This is a genomic window from Metallosphaera sp. D4-4 (genome assembly GCF_046245145.1).
GTDB classification, from domain to species: Archaea; Thermoproteota; Thermoprotei_A; order Sulfolobales; family Sulfolobaceae; genus Metallosphaera; species Metallosphaera sedula.
Window position 1 is genome coordinate 1,237,400 of the sequence record NZ_CP176412.1, and the last position, 18,212, is coordinate 1,255,611.

The 18,212-nt window shown below is 43.8% G+C and carries 22 protein-coding genes and 1 pseudogene; 15 read left to right on the forward strand and 8 right to left on the reverse strand.

Features of this window, described 5'->3' with window-relative positions; all coding sequences use genetic code 11:
* Nucleotides 1-47 precede the first annotated feature (47 nt).
* From ACI49J_RS06635 to ACI49J_RS06655, 5 genes and pseudogenes are all read left to right on the forward strand, one after another.
* Complete coding sequence (locus ACI49J_RS06635; RefSeq protein WP_012020929.1) at nt 48-305, forward strand: hypothetical protein; 258 nt, start codon at nt 48-50, stop codon at nt 303-305.
* Nucleotides 306-627: 322 nt separating this feature from the next.
* Nucleotides 628-1,791: an MFS transporter gene (locus ACI49J_RS06640; protein ID WP_012020928.1), complete on the forward strand. Its 1,164-nt coding sequence runs from the start codon at nt 628-630 to the stop codon at nt 1,789-1,791.
* A 338-nt stretch (nt 1,792-2,129) separates the two neighbouring features.
* Complete coding sequence (locus ACI49J_RS06645) at nt 2,130-2,315, forward strand: hypothetical protein (protein WP_144418751.1); 186 nt, start codon at nt 2,130-2,132, stop codon at nt 2,313-2,315.
* Between the two features lie 176 nt (nt 2,316-2,491).
* Nucleotides 2,492-2,599 (forward strand): annotated as a pseudogene (locus ACI49J_RS06650) (IS5/IS1182 family transposase); the annotation flags it as partial.
* A 439-nt stretch (nt 2,600-3,038) separates the two neighbouring features.
* The gene (locus ACI49J_RS06655) at nt 3,039-3,416 is read left to right on the forward strand and encodes a CBS domain-containing protein (RefSeq protein WP_012020927.1); all 378 of its coding nucleotides are present in this window, start codon (nt 3,039-3,041) and stop codon (nt 3,414-3,416) included.
* A gap of 130 nt (nt 3,417-3,546) precedes the next feature.
* On the opposite strand, the gene hjc is transcribed toward ACI49J_RS06655, so the two are convergent.
* From hjc to ACI49J_RS06670, 3 genes are all read right to left on the reverse strand, one after another.
* Nucleotides 3,547-3,966, reverse strand: a complete 420-nt coding sequence (gene hjc, locus ACI49J_RS06660; RefSeq protein WP_012020926.1) for a Holliday junction resolvase Hjc — start codon at nt 3,964-3,966, stop codon at nt 3,547-3,549.
* Nucleotides 3,967-4,162: 196 nt separating this feature from the next.
* Nucleotides 4,163-4,717, reverse strand: coding sequence for a hypothetical protein (locus ACI49J_RS06665; protein ID WP_053094450.1), 555 nt, complete (start codon nt 4,715-4,717; stop codon nt 4,163-4,165).
* Nucleotides 4,680-6,068, reverse strand: a complete 1,389-nt coding sequence (locus ACI49J_RS06670; protein WP_012020924.1) for a selenium-binding family protein — start codon at nt 6,066-6,068, stop codon at nt 4,680-4,682. The genes ACI49J_RS06665 and ACI49J_RS06670 overlap by 38 nt, the downstream gene beginning before the upstream one ends.
* A 369-nt stretch (nt 6,069-6,437) precedes the next feature.
* On the opposite strand from ACI49J_RS06670, the gene ACI49J_RS06675 reads away from it, so the two are divergent.
* Both ACI49J_RS06675 and ACI49J_RS06680 read left to right on the forward strand, forming a co-directional pair.
* A complete protein-coding gene (locus ACI49J_RS06675; RefSeq protein WP_144418836.1) occupies nt 6,438-7,199 on the forward strand; it encodes a plastocyanin/azurin family copper-binding protein in 762 nt (253 codons plus the stop codon).
* A gap of 2 nt (nt 7,200-7,201) precedes the next feature.
* Nucleotides 7,202-7,525: a hypothetical protein gene (locus ACI49J_RS06680; protein WP_012020922.1), complete on the forward strand. Its 324-nt coding sequence runs from the start codon at nt 7,202-7,204 to the stop codon at nt 7,523-7,525.
* Between the two features lie 135 nt (nt 7,526-7,660).
* Here ACI49J_RS06680 and ACI49J_RS06685 read toward each other — a convergent pair whose 3' ends face one another.
* From ACI49J_RS06685 to ACI49J_RS06705, 5 genes are all read right to left on the reverse strand, one after another.
* Nucleotides 7,661-7,867 carry a zinc ribbon domain-containing protein gene (locus tag ACI49J_RS06685; protein WP_225938861.1) on the reverse strand — a complete coding sequence of 69 codons (207 nt, stop codon included), beginning with the start codon at nt 7,865-7,867 and terminating at the stop codon, nt 7,661-7,663.
* A gap of 95 nt (nt 7,868-7,962) precedes the next feature.
* Nucleotides 7,963-8,247 (reverse strand): IS200/IS605 family element transposase accessory protein TnpB, encoded by a 285-nt coding sequence (locus tag ACI49J_RS06690; protein ID WP_048806954.1) that lies wholly within the window; start codon nt 8,245-8,247, stop codon nt 7,963-7,965.
* A gap of 241 nt (nt 8,248-8,488) precedes the next feature.
* The gene (locus tag ACI49J_RS06695; RefSeq protein WP_155464932.1) at nt 8,489-8,632 is read right to left on the reverse strand and encodes a hypothetical protein; all 144 of its coding nucleotides are present in this window, start codon (nt 8,630-8,632) and stop codon (nt 8,489-8,491) included.
* A gap of 206 nt (nt 8,633-8,838) precedes the next feature.
* On the reverse strand, nt 8,839-9,948 hold the full coding sequence (locus ACI49J_RS06700) for a sulfate adenylyltransferase (RefSeq protein WP_012020921.1): 1,110 nt from the start codon (nt 9,946-9,948) through the stop codon (nt 8,839-8,841).
* A gap of 1 nt (nt 9,949) precedes the next feature.
* On the reverse strand, nt 9,950-10,666 hold the full coding sequence (locus ACI49J_RS06705) for a phosphoadenylyl-sulfate reductase (RefSeq protein WP_012020920.1): 717 nt from the start codon (nt 10,664-10,666) through the stop codon (nt 9,950-9,952).
* Nucleotides 10,667-10,775: 109 nt separating this feature from the next.
* Here ACI49J_RS06705 and ACI49J_RS06710 point away from each other — a divergent pair, with 109 nt between their 5' ends.
* The 8 genes from ACI49J_RS06710 to ACI49J_RS06745 all read left to right on the forward strand — a co-directional run bounded on the left by ACI49J_RS06710 (nt 10,776) and on the right by ACI49J_RS06745 (nt 17,973).
* Nucleotides 10,776-12,557 (forward strand): nitrite/sulfite reductase, encoded by a 1,782-nt coding sequence (locus ACI49J_RS06710; RefSeq protein WP_240254661.1) that lies wholly within the window; start codon nt 10,776-10,778, stop codon nt 12,555-12,557.
* Entirely contained in the window at nt 12,554-13,237 is a 684-nt protein-coding gene (locus ACI49J_RS06715) for a uroporphyrinogen-III C-methyltransferase (protein WP_240254659.1), read from the forward strand. The genes ACI49J_RS06710 and ACI49J_RS06715 overlap by 4 nt, the downstream gene beginning before the upstream one ends.
* A 309-nt stretch (nt 13,238-13,546) precedes the next feature.
* Nucleotides 13,547-13,876 carry a hypothetical protein gene (locus tag ACI49J_RS06720; protein ID WP_193453364.1) on the forward strand — a complete coding sequence of 110 codons (330 nt, stop codon included), beginning with the start codon at nt 13,547-13,549 and terminating at the stop codon, nt 13,874-13,876.
* 98 nt (nt 13,877-13,974) lie between these two features.
* Complete coding sequence (locus ACI49J_RS06725; protein WP_193453365.1) at nt 13,975-14,199, forward strand: STK_08120 family protein; 225 nt, start codon at nt 13,975-13,977, stop codon at nt 14,197-14,199.
* Nucleotides 14,200-14,213: 14 nt separating this feature from the next.
* Nucleotides 14,214-14,348, forward strand: coding sequence for an STK_08120 family protein (locus ACI49J_RS06730; protein ID WP_404802730.1), 135 nt, complete (start codon nt 14,214-14,216; stop codon nt 14,346-14,348).
* 424 nt (nt 14,349-14,772) lie between these two features.
* The gene (locus ACI49J_RS06735; protein ID WP_011182870.1) at nt 14,773-15,426 is read left to right on the forward strand and encodes an IS6-like element ISSte1 family transposase; all 654 of its coding nucleotides are present in this window, start codon (nt 14,773-14,775) and stop codon (nt 15,424-15,426) included.
* Nucleotide 15,427: 1 nt separating this feature from the next.
* Nucleotides 15,428-15,880 (forward strand): hypothetical protein, encoded by a 453-nt coding sequence (locus ACI49J_RS06740; RefSeq protein WP_342813338.1) that lies wholly within the window; start codon nt 15,428-15,430, stop codon nt 15,878-15,880.
* Entirely contained in the window at nt 15,868-17,973 is a 2,106-nt protein-coding gene (locus ACI49J_RS06745) for an AsmA-like C-terminal region-containing protein (protein ID WP_240254657.1), read from the forward strand. Before ACI49J_RS06740 ends, ACI49J_RS06745 begins: the two co-directional genes overlap by 13 nt.
* Nucleotides 17,974-18,212: the final 239 nt, after the last annotated feature.

An 18,212-nucleotide genomic window follows, 5' to 3' on the forward strand; every position in this document is an offset into this window, starting at 1 on the left:
ACACGTTTGGAAAGAAAAGTTAAAAGGTTGCTATATTAACGAGACATATGCCCAGAATAGAGGATCTTCCATGCTCCGCAAAGTTAGTGTATAAGGTACTCGAGATGAAGGGAAAGGCCACTTTCCAGGAGTTAAAAACTGAGACGTACATGCCAGATAGGACCTTAAGGGAGGCTTTAAGGATATTGAGAGATGCAGAACTGCTTAGCGTGGAACCATGTTTAGGCGATACTAGATCCAGGATATACTCGCTGAACGAAGTATGTGTAGGGCTCAGGGAAGTTGAACGGGGAAAAGACGACTGACTTCCTACCCGCATAGAGGCGAGACTGCCAGTGCTTTTGTTGAGGACTCTCTTCAATACCTTCCTAGAGCGGGTAGATTTAGCTATCTTGCATCCTTGGTTATTACGGCGAAAATGGTCAATATCAAGGAGTATCTTTCCTCACTGCCAACATGATCCCTTAAGATCTGCTTCCTCAGTATCAGAAGCGCTAAGTAAAATAGCCTACGTCCTCTCAATCTTCGAGATCCTCATGCTTTAACAACTGAATTGGCGACCTTGACCAGTTTAGCCCCTCGTTTAGACGTCCTAAGACAATCTTTTAATTATTCTGTATTATCTCAATGGTTATGAAAGGGACGGCGGTGGGATGGTTTGGAACTTTCCTGCAACTCACGGTAAGATTAAGCTGGGGGATCATCGTGGTACCCATTTCGGCTCTCCTTCACCTTAATCCTGTGCAGATGGGGCTCGTTGCCACGTTCTTCTATGTGGGCTACGTTGCTTCCTCTGTTCCTTGGGGGCTAATGATTGACAAAGTGGGCCCAGTCAAGGCCATGCTAATCGCCTCCTTCCCGCTCGCAATCTTGAATCTCTTCCTCTTCTTCTATCTGAGTTATCCGATTCTGCTAGGCGTCTACCTCGTGGAGGGGCTTATTGCTTCAGCTATCTTTCCCTCTGCCATGAAAATTGTGTCTATCCTTCACAGTAAGGATGAAAGACTAACCTTTTACGTGGCACTACTTGAGACGGCATCTCCAATCACCATACTGGTCCTAAGTCTAGTGGCAGGTCTCCTTCTGAACTTCTGGAGATTTTTCTTCCTAGGGATGACGGCGATGTTCCTGGTATTTGCAGGGCTGACCCTGTCCCTCAGAATGAAGATCGAGTCCAGTGAGATAAGGAGATCCTTTAGGGTAATACTTAGAAGGGAAATCTTCCTGGCCACGCTTCTTCGCCTTGGTGAGCTCTGGGCCACATGGGGAACTACCACCTGGATTTTCTCCATGCTCGTGTTATACAGGCACTTTCCCTCAACACTTTCAACGCTCTTCCTCGGACTATTTGGTTTAGGTCAGCTGGTAGGAATAATCTCAGTGGAGAAGGCTGTCAAGAGGATAGGTGACATAAACTTGATCTTCCTCAGTTTGGTTGGATTCATCATCATAAGCCTTTCCATAGTGTTTTCCCCTGAGATAGCGGTGATAGGAGAGGCACTCCTTCTGGGCATATTCTCGTTCTCATATAGACCTCCCACCGATTCCCTCATCATGAAAATAGCTGGGAGCGGAAGTGCTGCAACGTCAATAGGTTACGCGAACGCGGTTTCCCAGGTAGGTACCATGATAGCTCCAGTCTTCATTGGTATTATTCTCTATTTAACCAAGAGCTTCACGCTTTCGGTTCTGGGGCTAGACACGGGTTGCGCCATAGGAATAGCGTCACTGGTGGTCTTGAGTAAGATCCTTAGTGGAAACCTTTCCAACTACAGGTCGGATCGAGAGTGAAACTGGATTCTCGTAAGCTTGAGACGAAGCGTCGAGGCGGTTCTTGCAAATATTGCTTGATATTTCGTTATCTCTAGATTGTGGAGTTTCTCGAGGTCAACCTTGAGACCACATAATATCCACGAATCTCCCCTGAGAATAAGGAGATACACCAGGGATTGTGCGAAGTACGAAACTCATGACCAGTACGAGATTATTCCCCTCACATGTTTGAGCACTGGTACTTCTTGAGGAGGACAGGACGGGAAGACGAGGCCGTATAGGGCGCCCGTCAACGAGTTCCTCACCTTCCTTTACGCGTTCACGTATAGGGGAGAGGGGATAGGGCGCTCCACGGGATGGGGATACCGGTCTACCTCGATTACAGACCTGAGGTTGAGGAAGCCACTGAATTTCGAGACGAGAAAGAGATTGAGCTCGTGAGCGATGGGAATAAGCGGAGCAGGGAGCACATAAGGACAAGTGTGGAGGGGGAGGTTCCTGAAGGTCGTCACATTGACGCTAAGTCCTTTCGTAAAGGCTGAGGTTGAGAACTCCGAGCTTGATTCCGTGAGGAGGCTATCAAGGATGCGAGGAAGGTGGACACTCGCGAAGTTTTACGGTGACAAGGCCTAGACTTAAACGCGATCCACGACCTCGTCCCTGAGGTCGTGATTCCGCCGAAGAAGTCGGCCAACGCCGATAAGACGAACCCGCAGAGGAGGGACAATCTCTCGAGTATGGGGAGTCACACTACTGGAGCAGGAAAAGGGGTTACGGCAAGAGGTGGAGGGTCGAGATCGTGATATCCGCGATCAAGAGGATGTTCAGACGGGATAGGGGCGAGGGGCGTCTTCCAGGGCCTGGCTGCCTTCCAGAAGTTCTGGCTCTATCACCACATGAGAAGGAAGGCCGACTTCCTTGTGGGGGAGGTCCACGCGAACCGCGTGGCGTGAAGTGATTTTGTGAATCAGATCATTTGGGCGAAATTTTGTGAAGCAAATATATAATCTATCAAGAGTGAATTCAGATCATACACACACTAACTCAGTATCATAGATTACTCTTAAATAGCAGAATTTTTATATGAATCAATAAACCCCGTTATAGAATTCAGTAACTATCATTATAGTTCTATATGTCTTTTTCTATAATGAGAACCTTATACAACTATTTAAAGGAGTTTCATTTGTTGAATTTGTTCTTCGTTTAGTTTTTACGCAAATAGAGTGGGAAATGGCTTTAATCAAATATTACGATAACTATCTATGTCCTCTGAAGTTAGCTACGTGAGGATTACTAAGCCTATTATGGTGAAGGAGGTCACTTTAGCCTCTAACGTACTAGAGCGTATGAAAAGGGAGAACAAGTCTATCGCCTTGGTTATGGGGGAGAAGGGGGTAATTGGGAGCCTCTCTAGGGAGAGGATAGAGAGGGCTCTTTCCACGGGGCATGACGTACCAGTCAGGGAGATCATGAGCACAAATATACTCACGGTGACGGGCAATGAAGACTGCCTGGACTTATTGTCTTTGATTGTTAAGAACAAACTTGACTGCGTAGTAGTGATGAGGGGAAAGAAGGTAGATGGTGTCATCACCCTCCACGACGTACTTTACACCATACAGAAAAGGGCCTTAACCTAGTACGGCCTAGATGGGACTATCAAGATGATAATGCATTGACGTTAGAAATGCATGGAATGCGCAACAAGTTTGAGTCTCGCCTAGAGAGGAGCTGAGGTTGTAAGGACAGACGTGCCCTCCAAGCGAATGGCTAGGCTTGAATCTCTTCCTGTATATGGCTTGAGACTTCCCTAGGGAAGGACATGTTAAGGATTTCCTCTATTGGTCTCGAATTTATAATGTCCACCACTACGTCACCTGCCTTCTCCACCACGACATATCTCCATTCCCTTATTCCCTTGAATTTTACGGCAATGATGGGAATACCCTTCATGGGAAACATTGCTAAAAAGTTAAGTAATTTCTCGACTTGAAGAGATCTCACCTTAACCTTGTTCTCCCACGTGCTCTTAGCCTCCACTGCCACCAGTAGGTTTCCCTTCGTTGCAAATAGGTCGGGTAGGGGATTACTCGAAGAGTTGGAGGTGGGTATCCTCACCGCGTTAAATCCGGCCTCCCTGAAAATTGAGACAAGTTCCCTCTCCGCGTTTCTTCCCACTTCCTTATTCATGCCAGATGTGTTGAGAAGTAGGAATAAAAAGACAGAGGGCTACCTCAGGTCAATTGTGGCATCCTAGACGAACCGGTGATTTGCCTACCTAAAAATCGTAAATGAGGGTTACGAGAAAAGAGATGCAAACTTAATTTCAGACCCATGATGTATTACCATGACGACATGACGAGATTTTGGAAACTTTAATCAAGTTTCAAGAAAATGTATTTAATAATATTGCAGTAATCAAGCTCGATATACCTATAATATAAATGTAGTCGAAGTTATATGACGTAATCATCAGCAGTACCCTAGAACTCCTACAGCACAGAACTGTCACCATTTCCTTAACTACAACCGAAATCATTAGAAAAATTATCATGTCAATGACATTCACCGCGTAAATACCCATGGGTAGTATGAAGCTCATTTGCGTTATTGAGTTAATAATTGTCCACTTGCTTAGCTCTAATATTGATGGCCTGAAGCTTCCAGAGTAGTGCAGAAACCTTCCCATGATAACCTTTAAAAACGCGTGAACAATAAGTAGGTAAATGATAATATATTTTATAATATTTGTATTTAGTGGTATTACTAGTAGTGGCATACCCATCGAGTAGTAAAGTAAGGTCACGAGAGGAGGCAGTGCAAATGCCAGCTTTCCCCTTCCGAAGGACCTGAAGAACAATGAAAAAAGAATACCCCTGTGTGGATCCATCCCCTCCACTAGACTAAGAATAACAATAGGAATCAGAGGAAGCGTCTCCACCCTTAAGCCTCACCTGGTGTGCCCTAGCTTCTCCGAAATCCACTAAAAATTCCTTGTCAACTTCTAGTCCACCGTCTTGACTTGAATTTATCTTTACCATCCAGCCCTTCAACCCTTCAGGGTAGAACTGATTGTCCCATGTGCTATATAGGGAATTAGTCACGTATATCCTTCTTCCATCCCTACTTACCTCGAGCATCTGCGGTCCACCAGTTAACCTGAAACCTGAGGGATGATCGGCCCTATGAAGAATTCCCCCTAGCCTAACTTTTCCTGCGAGTCTAGGTCTAAATGGGTCACTAACGTCATATTGCCTAACCTCTCCTATGCCCCACATACTTACGTAAAGGAACTTATCGTCAAGGGATAGATCGATATCGGTCACGAGAGGCGGTACAACCTTAAACTGCTTAATTATCTCGGGTAATCCTTCACCAGGTTCAGCGGGAATCTCTATCACCTTCTCGGCGTTCCACTTTCCATCTTCAAAATACCAAAGCCATATGGAACTACTTAAATCCTTAAGGCTTACAACCATGTTAATGAAACCCATCAACTTTGTGGGATCGTGGAGAGGTCTTAGTTCCAATGCCATTCTGTTTTCTTCCCCCAAGGTTATGGAACTTACCCTTTTCCTTCTCCGTAAGTCCCAGAAGTGAATTCTGTTTCCGTAGCCCTTCTCCAGATGTTCCAACCTTAGGCCATCCTCGATGGTGTTCGGAACTGCCCATTCGCTGGTGACCATGACCTCATTGGGGAGATTCCACCAAAAATCATACGCGAAGTATTGGTCTCCTCTGTTTATCTCCCACTTTCCCAGGGGTTCAAAGGTGAAATGATCTAGTAAAAGTATTCCTCCAGGCCCTTCACCTATCTCGTTCCCGAATGCGCTTATGTAAATACCATCTGGACCGCAGTGTACGGTGTGAAGCCTCGTGTAGCCTGTTACTTTACTAACCTCTGACGGTTCCACAACCTTTACTATCTTGGGCTGTCTGGGATTATCCTTTGTGTCTATGACATGAATTCTTGACGATCTCAGACCTGGCACTATTAGGAACCTTCTTTCCAAGTCTGTCCTGCCGTTGGGACAGAGAGAGGAACTACACGCGTTCCAGCCGAAATGGTGGAGCTCATCGTTGAGATTAGGCATTTCCACTTTACCCACAATCCTAGAGTAAGTTTCGGATTTCGGATTAACATCTACTACAGCTAGAAAATCTGGCCTGTTAATACCAGTACCCGTGTAAAGTGATGCCACGTATGCCAAATCCTCTGGGGGAGAGTTCATGGCCATCCTTGGGGATGGATAGAACGTTGGATCCCTCCTGAATGGTGGCAGTATTCCCATTAAATGATGTATATATCATTATCTAATAAACATGTGTTATAAAATTATGTAACTCTCGGAGAGAGTGTCCGGGCACAAAATTCAGCTTTTTGATTAGCATTGAAATGATCACCTCTCTCGTTGACGCGAAATACTACTGATGGAGACTAACGTGCATTTTAATTTTCTTTCCCATGTATAAGTAAATACTTCGTACTAGATTCTCTACACACTTTATAATAATATTATCAAGATTACTCCTACTATAACAGGAGGCCTTAACAGGAGGCCTTTAAGATATAAGGGAGATTACGTCATTCCCTATCATTGACCATCACATAATTGCATGTAAATGCACATACCATACTTAATAACTTCCTTACTAAAATAATACACATGAAGAGAGTTCTTGTAATTTTAATTATTGGAATAATAGCGGTGGTCGGTATAGTCACATACACGTACGCTAATATTTACCTTCCCAATTACTACTCTCAGCAATCTGTCGCGTACTATAACGGACAACTATCCATGATGGGGTACGGTCCTCAAGGTTCACAAGGGATGATGGGAGGAATGATGGGTGGATATCGCATGATGGGATATCATGAGGGATACGCTTACGGATATCTTGGATCTACCTCCATCCCTCAAGCAGTGCAAGCAATAAGGAGCGTCCAACCATATGCCAGAGTATTCCCACAAAACGACACAATAGTATTCTACTCAACCCAGATCAACCTAGTTGTCTTATCCATGGGACACCAAAGGGCATTCAATTTAACCAATTATACAGCACCTCTCTCAGCCCATGCTCAGGACAACGTCTTTGTTATAGATGGACTAATCAATCCTACCTTAATTATGCCAGGTAGGTCAGTCCTGAACATAGAGCTCATAAACCTAGATGCCGGAGATTTTCATAACCTAGCCATAACTCCAGTACCTCCTCCATATCCCTACTATTCCATGATGTATATTAGAATGAATGTGATGGGAATGACGCCAATGATCCCCTACGCGAATTACAATGATGGGCAAGCTTATGAGTCAAGTTTCAGCGTGTCCCTTCAACCTGGAACCTATTACTATGTATGCGAGTATCCTGGTCACGCCGAAATGGGAATGTACGGGGAGATCGTGGTGACGTAAAAATGGAGACCTATCAAATTCTAGGACTAATAGGTTCCATGTTGCTAGTCATGGCAATTGTAACTCCACTCTTCTTCTACCCACGATACGCTCCTGCCATGATGTTCGGAGGTATGATGGGGTTTGGAATGATGCCCGGAATGGCCTTTTTCCTAGTAATACCGTTCGCACTGGGCGTCGTGGGCTCGCTAATTTCAGACGAAACCACCGCAGGCATACTTCTTATTCTGGCTTCGGTGTTTTCATTAATAGCAGGTTTTATAGGAATTATCTCTTTCATTCTTCTCTTAATATCTGGAATCCTCGCACTGCGTCAGAGAATCTAATTTAGAAGATAAACTTGGAATCGCTATTACGCATTAACAGGTAGTATCCTTAAGCTCCGTAATCGTAGCCATTCTAACAATCTAACAAAATAACTATTATCTCATCTGACTTCCCCCAAAGGGCGAGGGTTCCCCTCATCGATTCGGGACTACATCTCTCATCTGAGGGGCAGTCGAGAGGCTCAGAGAACCCCTCCCACATAGCTTGTACACCGCCACATGATCACGATGAACCTCAAAACTGCATTGAGGGCATTTGAGGGTGCGGTGTCCAGTCTCCTTCATCGCGTGTCCGCACCTGGGGCACGTCGTGGACGACTGAGCTGGATCCACGCAAATCACGTTGAGGCCACGCTTTCTCGCCTGCTACTCGACCCAGTACTGAAGGCGAGCATACTGCATGAGGTACAACTTGTCCCTACTCCTCTTCAACGACTTCACGCGCAGACCATCTTGTTGAGGTCCTCAAGGACGATGTAGTTCGCGCCTAACGTCTCGGCAACGTCGACGATCCACTTCCCGACCTTTCGGGCGAAGTCCGTGAGAATTCTCTTTCCCTTCGTGTGGTAACCCCTGATCCTGTTGAGTATCCTCGGGTTCTGCCACCACCTCCTCGCGTTTCTCTGCAGGCGCCCAACGAGTTTCCTGTGGTGAAGAGCCTCGTGAAGACGCGTGGGTATTTCAACAACTTGTGCATTGTTACCGACGGTGATGAAGTCCATGTTGAGTCCACGGCTACGACGACTTTGGCTTGCGTGTTTTGAATCTACCTCTTCATCACTACGTTGAGGTACCACTCGTGTCTCTTCACGAGCCTGGCCTCCCTCACCTTGAAGTCCCTGTACTCGCATAAGTTCCTTTACCCGACTACCTTGACCTCATGTCTTAGAACCATCGCGGTCATCTTCTCGAAATCGACGTCGTAACTAGCCCCTCGAGTCAACCACAGCAACACGCTTTGCATCACGGGGAATCTCCCTGTCCTCGGTTCCTCTCCCATCCCTTGTAAAGGGAGATCGCGTCGCGATAGCAGTTCTGCGCAAGCTTCGAAGGCAACTGAAACTTCTCCCTTATTGCCCTGTACACTCCACGGTGGACGTCCTTCAAGAACGTCTTCTTATTCTCGTGGATCCATTGAAGAACGTCTCTTTGCCCCCATATAACGATCAGCCACAGGCCCGAGGGCCGCGGAGCTGAGCTTCATCCTAAGCGTTAAGGTCATCTCCGTGATGGAACTACCCTCGCGGGTGGCTCGCTCTCGAGCCCGTGGCATGATGAAAAATTTCTATTCATGTTTTAAAATATTGCGAATATCATCCTCGCCTCGAAGAGGCGAGGCTTTCAGTATTTTTGTAATATCTTTTTAGTATGGAAGCTATCTGTGGCCTAATGATTTCCCTTGGAGGCTCTTCGCCCTGACTTAGTAGTTTTCTTATGAGAGTCATGGATATCTTCTTGCGAGCGTTATGGTCGCAGCTCCTTTCACTCACAATTCCCTCGCAGATGTCACAATAAAATGCTTCTCCTACAGGTATTATCTCCACTCCCAAATCCATCTCCCTTAACATTTTCTGTGCCCCATAGGGATCGTAAAAGTTGCCTACACCTGCCATATCCCTGCCCACCACGAAATGGGTGCAGCCGTAGTTTCTCCTTATGATGGCGTAGAATACTGCGGCCTTTGGGCCAGCATATCTCATGGGTATTGTCAGAGTGTCCAGGAGAGCTCTGTTCTTGGGGAGGTAATTTTTCACAAAGTAGTCATATGCCTCCACAATTGCCTCTGGTGGAAAGTCGTCATTCTTTAGTTCCCCCACCACTGGATGAATAAAGACTCCATCTACAAACTCCATGGCAACCCTTATCACATACTCGTGTGCCCTATGAGGCGGATTTCTGGTTTGGTAACCGGCAACATCCCTCCATCCTAGTTTCTTGAAGATCTCCCTAGTTTCAGCAGGAGTCTTATCTCTACTAACCCTTCTAAATATCCACACCTTGCCCGAGACTGCCGTTTCTGGTTCACTCATTACCTGAGCTACCCCCGGATGTTCAGGAGAAAGGGTTGAGTATACCTTCTCCGCTATCTCCTTCTTGTTAAAACGAAATACTTCCTCGACCTCAAGGAATCCAAACCTGTTCCCATTAAGGTTGAGATATACCCTCTCCCCCTCCTCTGGAGGAGCCATGACTGGAAGAATTATAGGTATCGTCCACGGCAGGCCATTATTTAGCTCGTTTTTATAAAGCACGTTCTCTAAATCAGAGGATCCCATGAAACCTTCCAGGGGAGAGTATGCCCCAATACCTATCTTTTCAGCATCCAATGCATACCTTCTCCCAATTTCCAGCATCGGAAGATCCTCGTGCGGCTCCTCTATCACGTTCTGAATTAGCCTACCCCCATATGGAGATGCGACCATCTCACTCGCCTCCGACATGAATCCCGCATTCCTTGTTCCCTTGCTCCCACCACCACCTTCCAGCCCTGGGATGCTCTCCAGGCCTGACCGGTCTTGTACATGGAAGGCAGCCTATACTCATGTAGCCCTTATTATAAAGGGCGTTATATGGTACGTCTTTCTCTTTTACGTATTTCCACACCTGTTCCCAAGTCCAGTCCGCAAGCGGATTGATCTTGACGATATTTCCGTGAATTGTGTCCACTTCAATCTTCCTCACAGAACTCCTAGTCTCCCACTGTTCTCTTCTTAAACCAGTCATCCACGCGTCTATCCCCTCAAGGGCCCTCTTAAGTGGCTTCACCTTCCTATTCCAGCAGCACATTTGCCTGAGCTTCACGCTATTGTAAAACAGATTTACCCCATGCTCCCTTACCATCTTCTCTACATCCTCAGGTTTAGGGAAAAATACCTCCACTTTGATCCCATATCTTTCCCTGACTACATCGATAAGATCGTAGGTCTCCTGAGGTAGCCTTCCCGTGTCTATGGTGAAAACCCTAACTTTCCCGTACCTTGAGGCTATGTCTAAGATTACCATATCCTCCACCTGAAAGCTAGAGGCTATTGCTAACCTGTCCTGAAAGTTCTCTACTGCCCACCCTATGATGCGTTCTGCACTCATGGTCTCCATTTCGCGAGAAAGCACGGCTATCTCCTCTTCCTTGAATCTAGACATAGGCTAATTGAAAGATGAAAAACTTAAAATCTAGCGATATATGCAAAATTTGCAGTGCAAAAATTGCACGTAAAGGTATCTTTTTTATAGATAATGAGAGTTGTGGGTTATGATATTAAGGGATAGGCTAATAGAGCCTGAGTTTAGGACTTCCCCGGATAGGTGGAGTGAGGAAGAGAAAATCAAGTATAAAACAAGGGGATTTACCGAGATTCCTGACTCGGTCGTCCACGAATTGAAGGACGAGAAGGACGAGTTGAGCTATGAAACCTCGATTATAGCCAAGTCATGTGGAATATACCTTGAGTTCAACAGGGATAAGTTCAGGGAGACCAGAGAGAAGGACTACATCTACATGATAAGGATAGTAATCCCGGGCGGAGGACCAATAACGGCGAAACAGTGGGAAATCCTAGATGAGATAAGCAACAGATATACGATATCTGATGCATACACAGAGGACCCTAAACCCTCATTAAGGCTCACCACGAGGCAGGATATTCAACTCCATCATGTTAAGAAGAGAGACCTGCTCAACGCAATTCAAGATATAGTTAGATCTGGATTTTTCACCCTAAATGGTTGCGGGGATAACGTTAGAAACGTTGTGGCCTGTCCCCTATCCTTCTTTTCCTCAGTATTTAACTCCAATTCTCTCGCAAAGGAAATAGCCAGCTACTTTAGGTTGCCCACTGGACCATATATCCAGGTCTTTGAGCTAGATACTTCAATTGTGCATGAGGAGAGATTCCGTTACTCGGCAAGTCTTCTCAATAGGAAGTTCAAGATTGCGATCTCTGCCCTCCATTTGATGGAGGGAAAGGTAGTGAGGGACAACTGCGTAGAAGCGACCACTAATGACATAGGTATTGTTCCGGTGAATGGAAAGCTCTTTCAGCTATACGTAGGAGGGGGACAGGGGGAGAACCAGGGATTCTCTACTTTTTCCACTCTCGGAAAGCCTCTGGGGGTATTTAACCAAGAGGAATTGGTGAGGGCCCTGGACGTTCTAGTGAACATTCAACAGGAGTGGGGTGATAGGAAAAACAGGCATTGGGCGAGAATGAAGTACCTAGTCTACAAAATGGGGATAGAGTGGTTGAGGGAAAAGATTAGGGAATCAGGTTTAGATCCCGAGCCTCCCTTGGATCTAGACGTGGGGGATAGAATGCTTCACCTGGGGCCTATTAGAACAGAGGTAGAGGCTTACGGAATATTTGTGGAAAACGGTAGAGTAATAGATAGGGAAGATTCCAAGTATAAGACTGGACTCCTAGAGATGGTGAGGAGTTACCCAGATGCCAAGATTTTCATCACGCCAAACCAACATCTCATTGTGACTGATATAGATGATCTTAGGGGATTTGAAGTCTTTATGTCAAGCTTTCTGAAAAAGCCGACTAACCTAAGGATGCACGCTACTGCATGTGTTGGCTTCCCCACCTGCAAGCTATCGTATACTGACAGCGAGAGATTTCTCCCAAGGTTAATTGGGGAGCTCGAGAGGAGATGGGGGGACCTGAAGGAAACCATAGGTGTTTCAGGATGTCTAGCTCAGTGTTCCAGGCCTGGGACCAAGACCTTAGGATGGGTAGGGACTGGATATAATCTGTACATGCTCAAGGTTGGAGGCGATTCGTCTGGGAGATTCCAGGGGAATCCCCTAATTGATCCAGATACAGGGGATGTATACCTTACTCATGTACCTGGAAACAGGTTGGCGGATGTAACTGACGCGCTATTCGAGCTTTACTCGACTCATGGTAATGGAGAGGGAATGGGTCAGTTCCTCAGAAAGTTGGGAAATAAAAGAATCATAGAATATCTGAAGAACAATCCCAGAACATCTGACCTTATGACTCCATCAAAACTAAGGGCGACTTTGGATTGAAGGTATATCTCATTGGAGCAGGCCCAGGAAATCCTGACCTCCTAACCTTAAGGGGGTACAGAATTGCCCAATCAGCAGATATAGTGCTCTGCGATAGGCTCATCCTGGACGAGATGTGCAGGAGCTTTAGGGGCATATCGATTACCACGATAGATGATGTGGTTCAGTTCATAACTGAGGCGAGTAAGATGGGGAAGACTATTGCTTGGTTAAAGAACGGAGATCCCCTTGTGTTCGGTGGAAGTATCGAAATATGTTCCGAACTATTCAAGTTGGGAGTTAGTTGCGAGGTAGTTCCTGGTGTATCTAGCTCGACTGGAGTAGCCTCTGGTGCAGGGATTCCGCTCACTTCCCCAGATACTCCACTGTTTACCGTGATAACCGCTATATCCAAGGACGGAAACCTAGTTGACTTCAATGCTATTCCTAGAAAGGGGACATTAGTTATTGTTATGGGTGGAAAAGTAATCAGTAAACTAAAAGGAGAACTTCTGAAGGTGAGATCTGAAGATGAGCCTGTTGCTGTGATCTCCAAGGGCTCCATGGAGGAAGAGAAAATGAAGATAGGTAAGGTGAGAGAACTGGACCTAATTGCTATGGGATTAGATCCTCCTATCACAATTATTGTTGGAGAAACGATCAGGTGTGCAAACATATTTTCTGTGCACATCGAACCTTAATATCATTTTATATTAAATGAATAAAATTCATTTAATATAAATTATATATTATTAAATATTCTAAAGTATAAATTAAGTTTTCTCGTTATTTTATAGACTTATAGAGAATTTAGTAAAAGACATATACCAATTGTTGTTCTATATAATTACACATTGTTAAAAAGTTCATTGTATCTCCAGTTCTTATCTAAAATTGTTCAATCCATCTAAAGTCATCTCTATAAATAGATAACTTAGATCACGAACTCGTTTGATATTTTCTAGAGAAAGATAAAAATATTTCTTAGCTAATTGAAAGGTAGATAAAACATGTTCGTTCTACCCATAAATCCATCCACGGAAATATATGGTCTACTGGGGTCCCTTTTGGGGTCCCTAGGAAACACCCTAGACGGACTATTGCAAGGCCTAGTTGGTCTTCTAGGCGGTCTTCTATCGACCCTAGGAGGCACATTATCTGGTATATCAGGGGCTCTGGCAACTGCTAATGCAGGCCTGCTTGGATCTCTTCTTGGTTCTGTTGGATCATTATTGGATTCGATACTGCAATCACTGTTGACTCTACTGGGAGATCTCCTAACATCATTGGGGCAAGTAGCCTTAGTATTACCCTCGATGGTTCACTCCCTGTTAGTATGAGATGTAGAGATAAAAAGGTAAATCAAAGCAAAAGTTTTTTTAACATTTTAATTAAATACCTTTATCATTCTATTGGTTATGACTTTTAGGTGAGCTAGATGAAACTCGAAAGAGTATTTTCGACATCTAAACCGACCAGTATTTTAAAAGTCATACTTTCCGATCCAGCGTTCATCATTCCTAAAATATTTAGATCAACTCAAGACTATGAGATCCATGGAAATTCATTCAATATAACTGCAAAATATTCTCTGCTAAGGTATAAGGTTTATGGCAATATATATATTCGCCGCCAAATGAAATCATCTATTCATTTACGTTAGTATTTAGTAATCAATTGGGTTCGGGTAGACTAAAATTTCATATTGGCGAGGGCACACTTACTATTAATGTAGACTACAGAGGCTGGATGGAGAGATATTCAAGCTTTATCTTTAGGCAATGGATAGATGGATTCTGTATAAATTTTTAGAAAACTATTAATAATAAAAGAATTAAAAGAGGGCTTTGATCCTGTTATATAAGAATTATATTACTAAGTAAAAAGATAAATATTATGGATTTTATAGATTCTTTAAAATTTATATATTATTACACCCTATAGATTAATATTTTACATATTATGCAATTAATGCCTTTATGCCCTTTTGGTGGCTAATAACGCCGTTATAAGATAATGAGTAAGATTTTTAAAATATAAATGGGTATATATTTGTAGGTTCTCCATGAATAACCCAATAACCTCGTTTATCTTAGTAGTGATAACTTTGATACTCGCAATCAGCGTGTTCACACTTGCCTCGTTTTATCTTGGGGCTCAGTGTGTGTCCAACAATATTGCTAAATTAGACAAAATAATATTTAAGGGTCAGGACGGGTCTATCACGTGAGCAGACGTGAAGAGGAGCGTACCTCTTCCCGTCCTGACCCAGGTAATGATCTACCTTCTCCAACTTAATAACCTTAAGCCCCGGTTCTGGTCCCTTCAGGAGTTGGCGGAAGCGTTAGCTAGTTATTTCCTTGGACTATCCCTCAGGAGGTTCAGGGTCCCGAGGAGCACGGTTCACTATTATTGGAGAAGAGCGACGAGGACGACGCTCGACCTCCCCTTGACCGGGGAGTACGCGGTGGACGAGACGAAGGTACTTCTGGTGAAGGGGGTGATGTACTACCTGTGGGTCGTGAGGGACGTCAACACGGGAGTTATCCCGTTCTTCATGATCACGAAGGCCAGGTCGGGCCTCGACGTGATTATCCTCGTGAAGCGAGTGAGGCAGGTGGAGATAAGGACGAGAGGAGAGTTCCTGAGGGCCAAGTACATACACGACGGCCTCCCCGCGTACAACTTCCTCTCGATAGCGGGGGTCGACCACGAGCACGTCACCTTCGGGATTAGGAACAGGGTTGAGCAGGTGTTTAGAACCGCGAAGCATAGGCTCTCGACCATGGACTTCCACTTCCCGTGGAACGCGAGCAAGAGAAGCCTTGAATCCTGGTTCTCGGCCTTCTTCACGGTCTACAATCTATTGGAAATTTGGAGGGAGAAATAAATTGTTGGACACACACGGGGCTCAGGCAGTTAATGCAGGAATTGCGCGGGAAGCCGAAAATACAGCCAGTGGTTTTTACATACAAAGAACTCCGTCTGTCATAGTTTCTGGAAATAAGTCTATAGGGGTTAGCTTAACAAATTTCAACTATAATGGTACAATATATCTAACTGCGTTCTACTTTGAACCGTCTTTTTATGGAAATCCCTCCATTAGTCCTCAGTTAGCTATTGGCTATTCATTGGTAAACGGTACTCCAGGAAACACAGCATATGGTAAGTTCTACTCCACATCACTGAGCAATGAAATCTATCAAGGTAATGTAAGAATTTGGGCCTCATCAGCAAATTCTATTTTCAATGTTTCGTTCCCATCTCAATATGATGGAGTTGTACTCCTATTCCAGAAATTTGGAAATAAATATGTGGAGGTAGGTTACGTATGGTTAAGCTAAGAAGTAAGGGATTATCTGAAGCTATAGGCTTCTTAATTATTTTGATATTAATGGTGGCTGTTTTGATCCCTGTGGGATTTTTGATTCTAGGATTACCTTCATCGCAAGTCGAGTCAGTGAACTCAGCTACACAATATAAATCTGTTGCTCAAGAGCAATACCAAGATTTTGAGGTGGATACATTAACAAATACCGGAGGCCCAGCACAGCCTATTTACTTTGTTTACAACGGAACTGGGAAAGCATACATTGTTTTCATAACAGATCAAAATCCTCCTGTTCCCCTTCTAATAAAGTCTTTACTGGTTGACAGTAACGGTTGGAAAATCTTTCACATGAATCTTAATGTGTCATTAGGAAAGGTGAATTCGTCCCTTCTAGGATACAAGGCGATAGAGATCCCTGTACCACTCGATCCAAAGGAAGCCCAAGATGTAGCTATTGTAACTCAATATGGGAACATTTTCTATGCATCTCCCGTCACCATCATTCCATCTCTGGCCCTAAGAGAACCTATAGGTATTGCAGCACTCAGCCTATCTAGCTACGATGTAATACAAGAGCCTAATTTTGTGTCGGCACGAGTTGGAACCAGTTCAAATTCATTCAGTTTAAATCCGCCATCGGAATCACTTTCAACTTTCCTGAAGCAATATGGCGGTAACGGTATCACGTTTACTGATGGAGAACTGATTGCGAGTCATGGTGAGAGCGCAAGTTATAATGGATCTTGGTTTGGTCCGATTGATTTTGTTCCCTCCAACACTTTCTCATTCACTCAACCTCAACCTACGTTTGAAGGTAAAATGCAAGGACAGTTTAGAGACGCAAATCTTACAGTTAATCAGGGTTACTTCGCTGGAACGATGAAGCTAGTACAAGGGTTTTCCTTTTCCCCTAATGGGTTATGGATATCTGATGTATCAACGGACCCAATTTCTATGACTAACCTAGAAATCTGGGGAGATTTTAGTGGTAATTTCAACAACATTAATCTGACACTGATTCCACCATTATTTTTCATCACTCCACCAGCATTGGGTATTCAGTTATCAGGTTTAGGAACATTTTACTTTAATAATGTAAGCGTCTCATCTGCGAAAATTGATGGTAAGTTTACGGGTTATATAAATGGTAAGTTAAACGAACTTACGGGCAATTATAGTATAAATGGTATAATAAATAATGGTACCTTTACAGGAAAGATTGAAAATGCAGATGTTGGATTTGCAGTACAGAATAATTTTTTGCTGACAACAATACTACCAGGTTATATCTCGGGAACTTTCAATGGAAACATAACGTTACCTTCTTCGTCTCTTGGCTATGTGGCACTAAATGGACAATTCGACGGAACTATTAATAATGGATTCTTCGGACCACAAGGAAACGGATATAGTGGATTTAATGGCGAATTGGAGGGGACATTCTCTCTATCTGCAGGATATGGAGATGGTACATTCGGTACATTATCCAATGGACAAATTGATTTTCCCACAAGTAATTTTCTAGGTTCAAGTTTGGCCTTCTCAAGCTTCGATGGTAATATCGATGGGACGTTTGACTTAAACGGTAACTATATCCAGCTAGGTGCTTATGGAACCTTTAACATTATTTCTCTAAATGGGCATACCGACATGAACATTACATCTGGTTCGATCTTCCCCTACGTTTCGATAATCCAGCCGTTAGTAATTAATGTCTCTATGGCTATAGCTAATCCAGGTAATGAAACTCTAATTATCTCTAGTTTAGTAGCAAATATCGAAGAGGAAGCTACTTTCACTCAGTCTGGCGGTTCAAGTTTTAGTGGAACCATTTACGGTTCAGCTAATGACACCTTAAATCCACAAATCGCTGTTCCTCCCATTAATGTCCAATATTATAACATAAAAATTATAATTCCGGTAACCAGCATATTCTCCTCAGGACTAAGCCAACAGAAATACTTTAATGCTTCCTCTTTCTTTTACACACCTGGCTTCATTAAATTAGATCTATCTCTACTTGAGTCCAATGGGTATTCGGTGAGCTATTCTACGATTATTCCACCACTGACTGTACCGGTTCAGACAAACGTAACCGAACCATAACTTTATAATATTTACTCAATAATAGCTTCTCCTTTTTTAGATACTAGATTTACTCAATAATAGCTTCTCCTTTTTTAGATACTAGATTTACTCAATAATAGCTTCTCCTTTTTTAGATACTAGATTTACTCAATAATAGCTTCTCCTTTTTTAGATACTAGATTTACTCAATAATAGCTTCTCCTTTTTTAGATACTAGATTTACTCAATAATAGCTTCTCCTTTTTTAGATACTAGAT

What these genes read in the sequence shown, in the direction of transcription:
- ACI49J_RS06635 (WP_012020929.1), top strand. Translation starts at nt 48, where the DNA reads ATGCCCAGAATAGAGGATCTTCCATGCTCCGCAAAGTTAGTGTATAAG.
- ACI49J_RS06640 (WP_012020928.1), top strand. Translation starts at nt 628, where the DNA reads ATGGTTATGAAAGGGACGGCGGTGGGATGGTTTGGAACTTTCCTGCAA.
- ACI49J_RS06645 (WP_144418751.1), top strand. Translation starts at nt 2,130, where the DNA reads ATGGGGATACCGGTCTACCTCGATTACAGACCTGAGGTTGAGGAAGCC.
- ACI49J_RS06655 (WP_012020927.1), top strand. Translation starts at nt 3,039, where the DNA reads ATGTCCTCTGAAGTTAGCTACGTGAGGATTACTAAGCCTATTATGGTG.
- hjc (WP_012020926.1), bottom strand. Translation starts at nt 3,966, where the DNA reads ATGAATAAGGAAGTGGGAAGAAACGCGGAGAGGGAACTTGTCTCAATT.
- ACI49J_RS06670 (WP_012020924.1), bottom strand. Translation starts at nt 6,068, where the DNA reads ATGGGAATACTGCCACCATTCAGGAGGGATCCAACGTTCTATCCATCC.
- ACI49J_RS06680 (WP_012020922.1), top strand. Translation starts at nt 7,202, where the DNA reads ATGGAGACCTATCAAATTCTAGGACTAATAGGTTCCATGTTGCTAGTC.
- ACI49J_RS06690 (WP_048806954.1), bottom strand. Translation starts at nt 8,247, where the DNA reads ATGGACTTCATCACCGTCGGTAACAATGCACAAGTTGTTGAAATACCC.
- ACI49J_RS06700 (WP_012020921.1), bottom strand. Translation starts at nt 9,948, where the DNA reads ATGGTCGCATCTCCATATGGGGGTAGGCTAATTCAGAACGTGATAGAG.
- ACI49J_RS06705 (WP_012020920.1), bottom strand. Translation starts at nt 10,666, where the DNA reads ATGTCTAGATTCAAGGAAGAGGAGATAGCCGTGCTTTCTCGCGAAATG.
- ACI49J_RS06710 (WP_240254661.1), top strand. Translation starts at nt 10,776, where the DNA reads ATGATATTAAGGGATAGGCTAATAGAGCCTGAGTTTAGGACTTCCCCG.
- ACI49J_RS06720 (WP_193453364.1), top strand. Translation starts at nt 13,547, where the DNA reads ATGTTCGTTCTACCCATAAATCCATCCACGGAAATATATGGTCTACTG.
- ACI49J_RS06725 (WP_193453365.1), top strand. Translation starts at nt 13,975, where the DNA reads ATGAAACTCGAAAGAGTATTTTCGACATCTAAACCGACCAGTATTTTA.
- ACI49J_RS06745 (WP_240254657.1), top strand. Translation starts at nt 15,868, where the DNA reads ATGGTTAAGCTAAGAAGTAAGGGATTATCTGAAGCTATAGGCTTCTTA.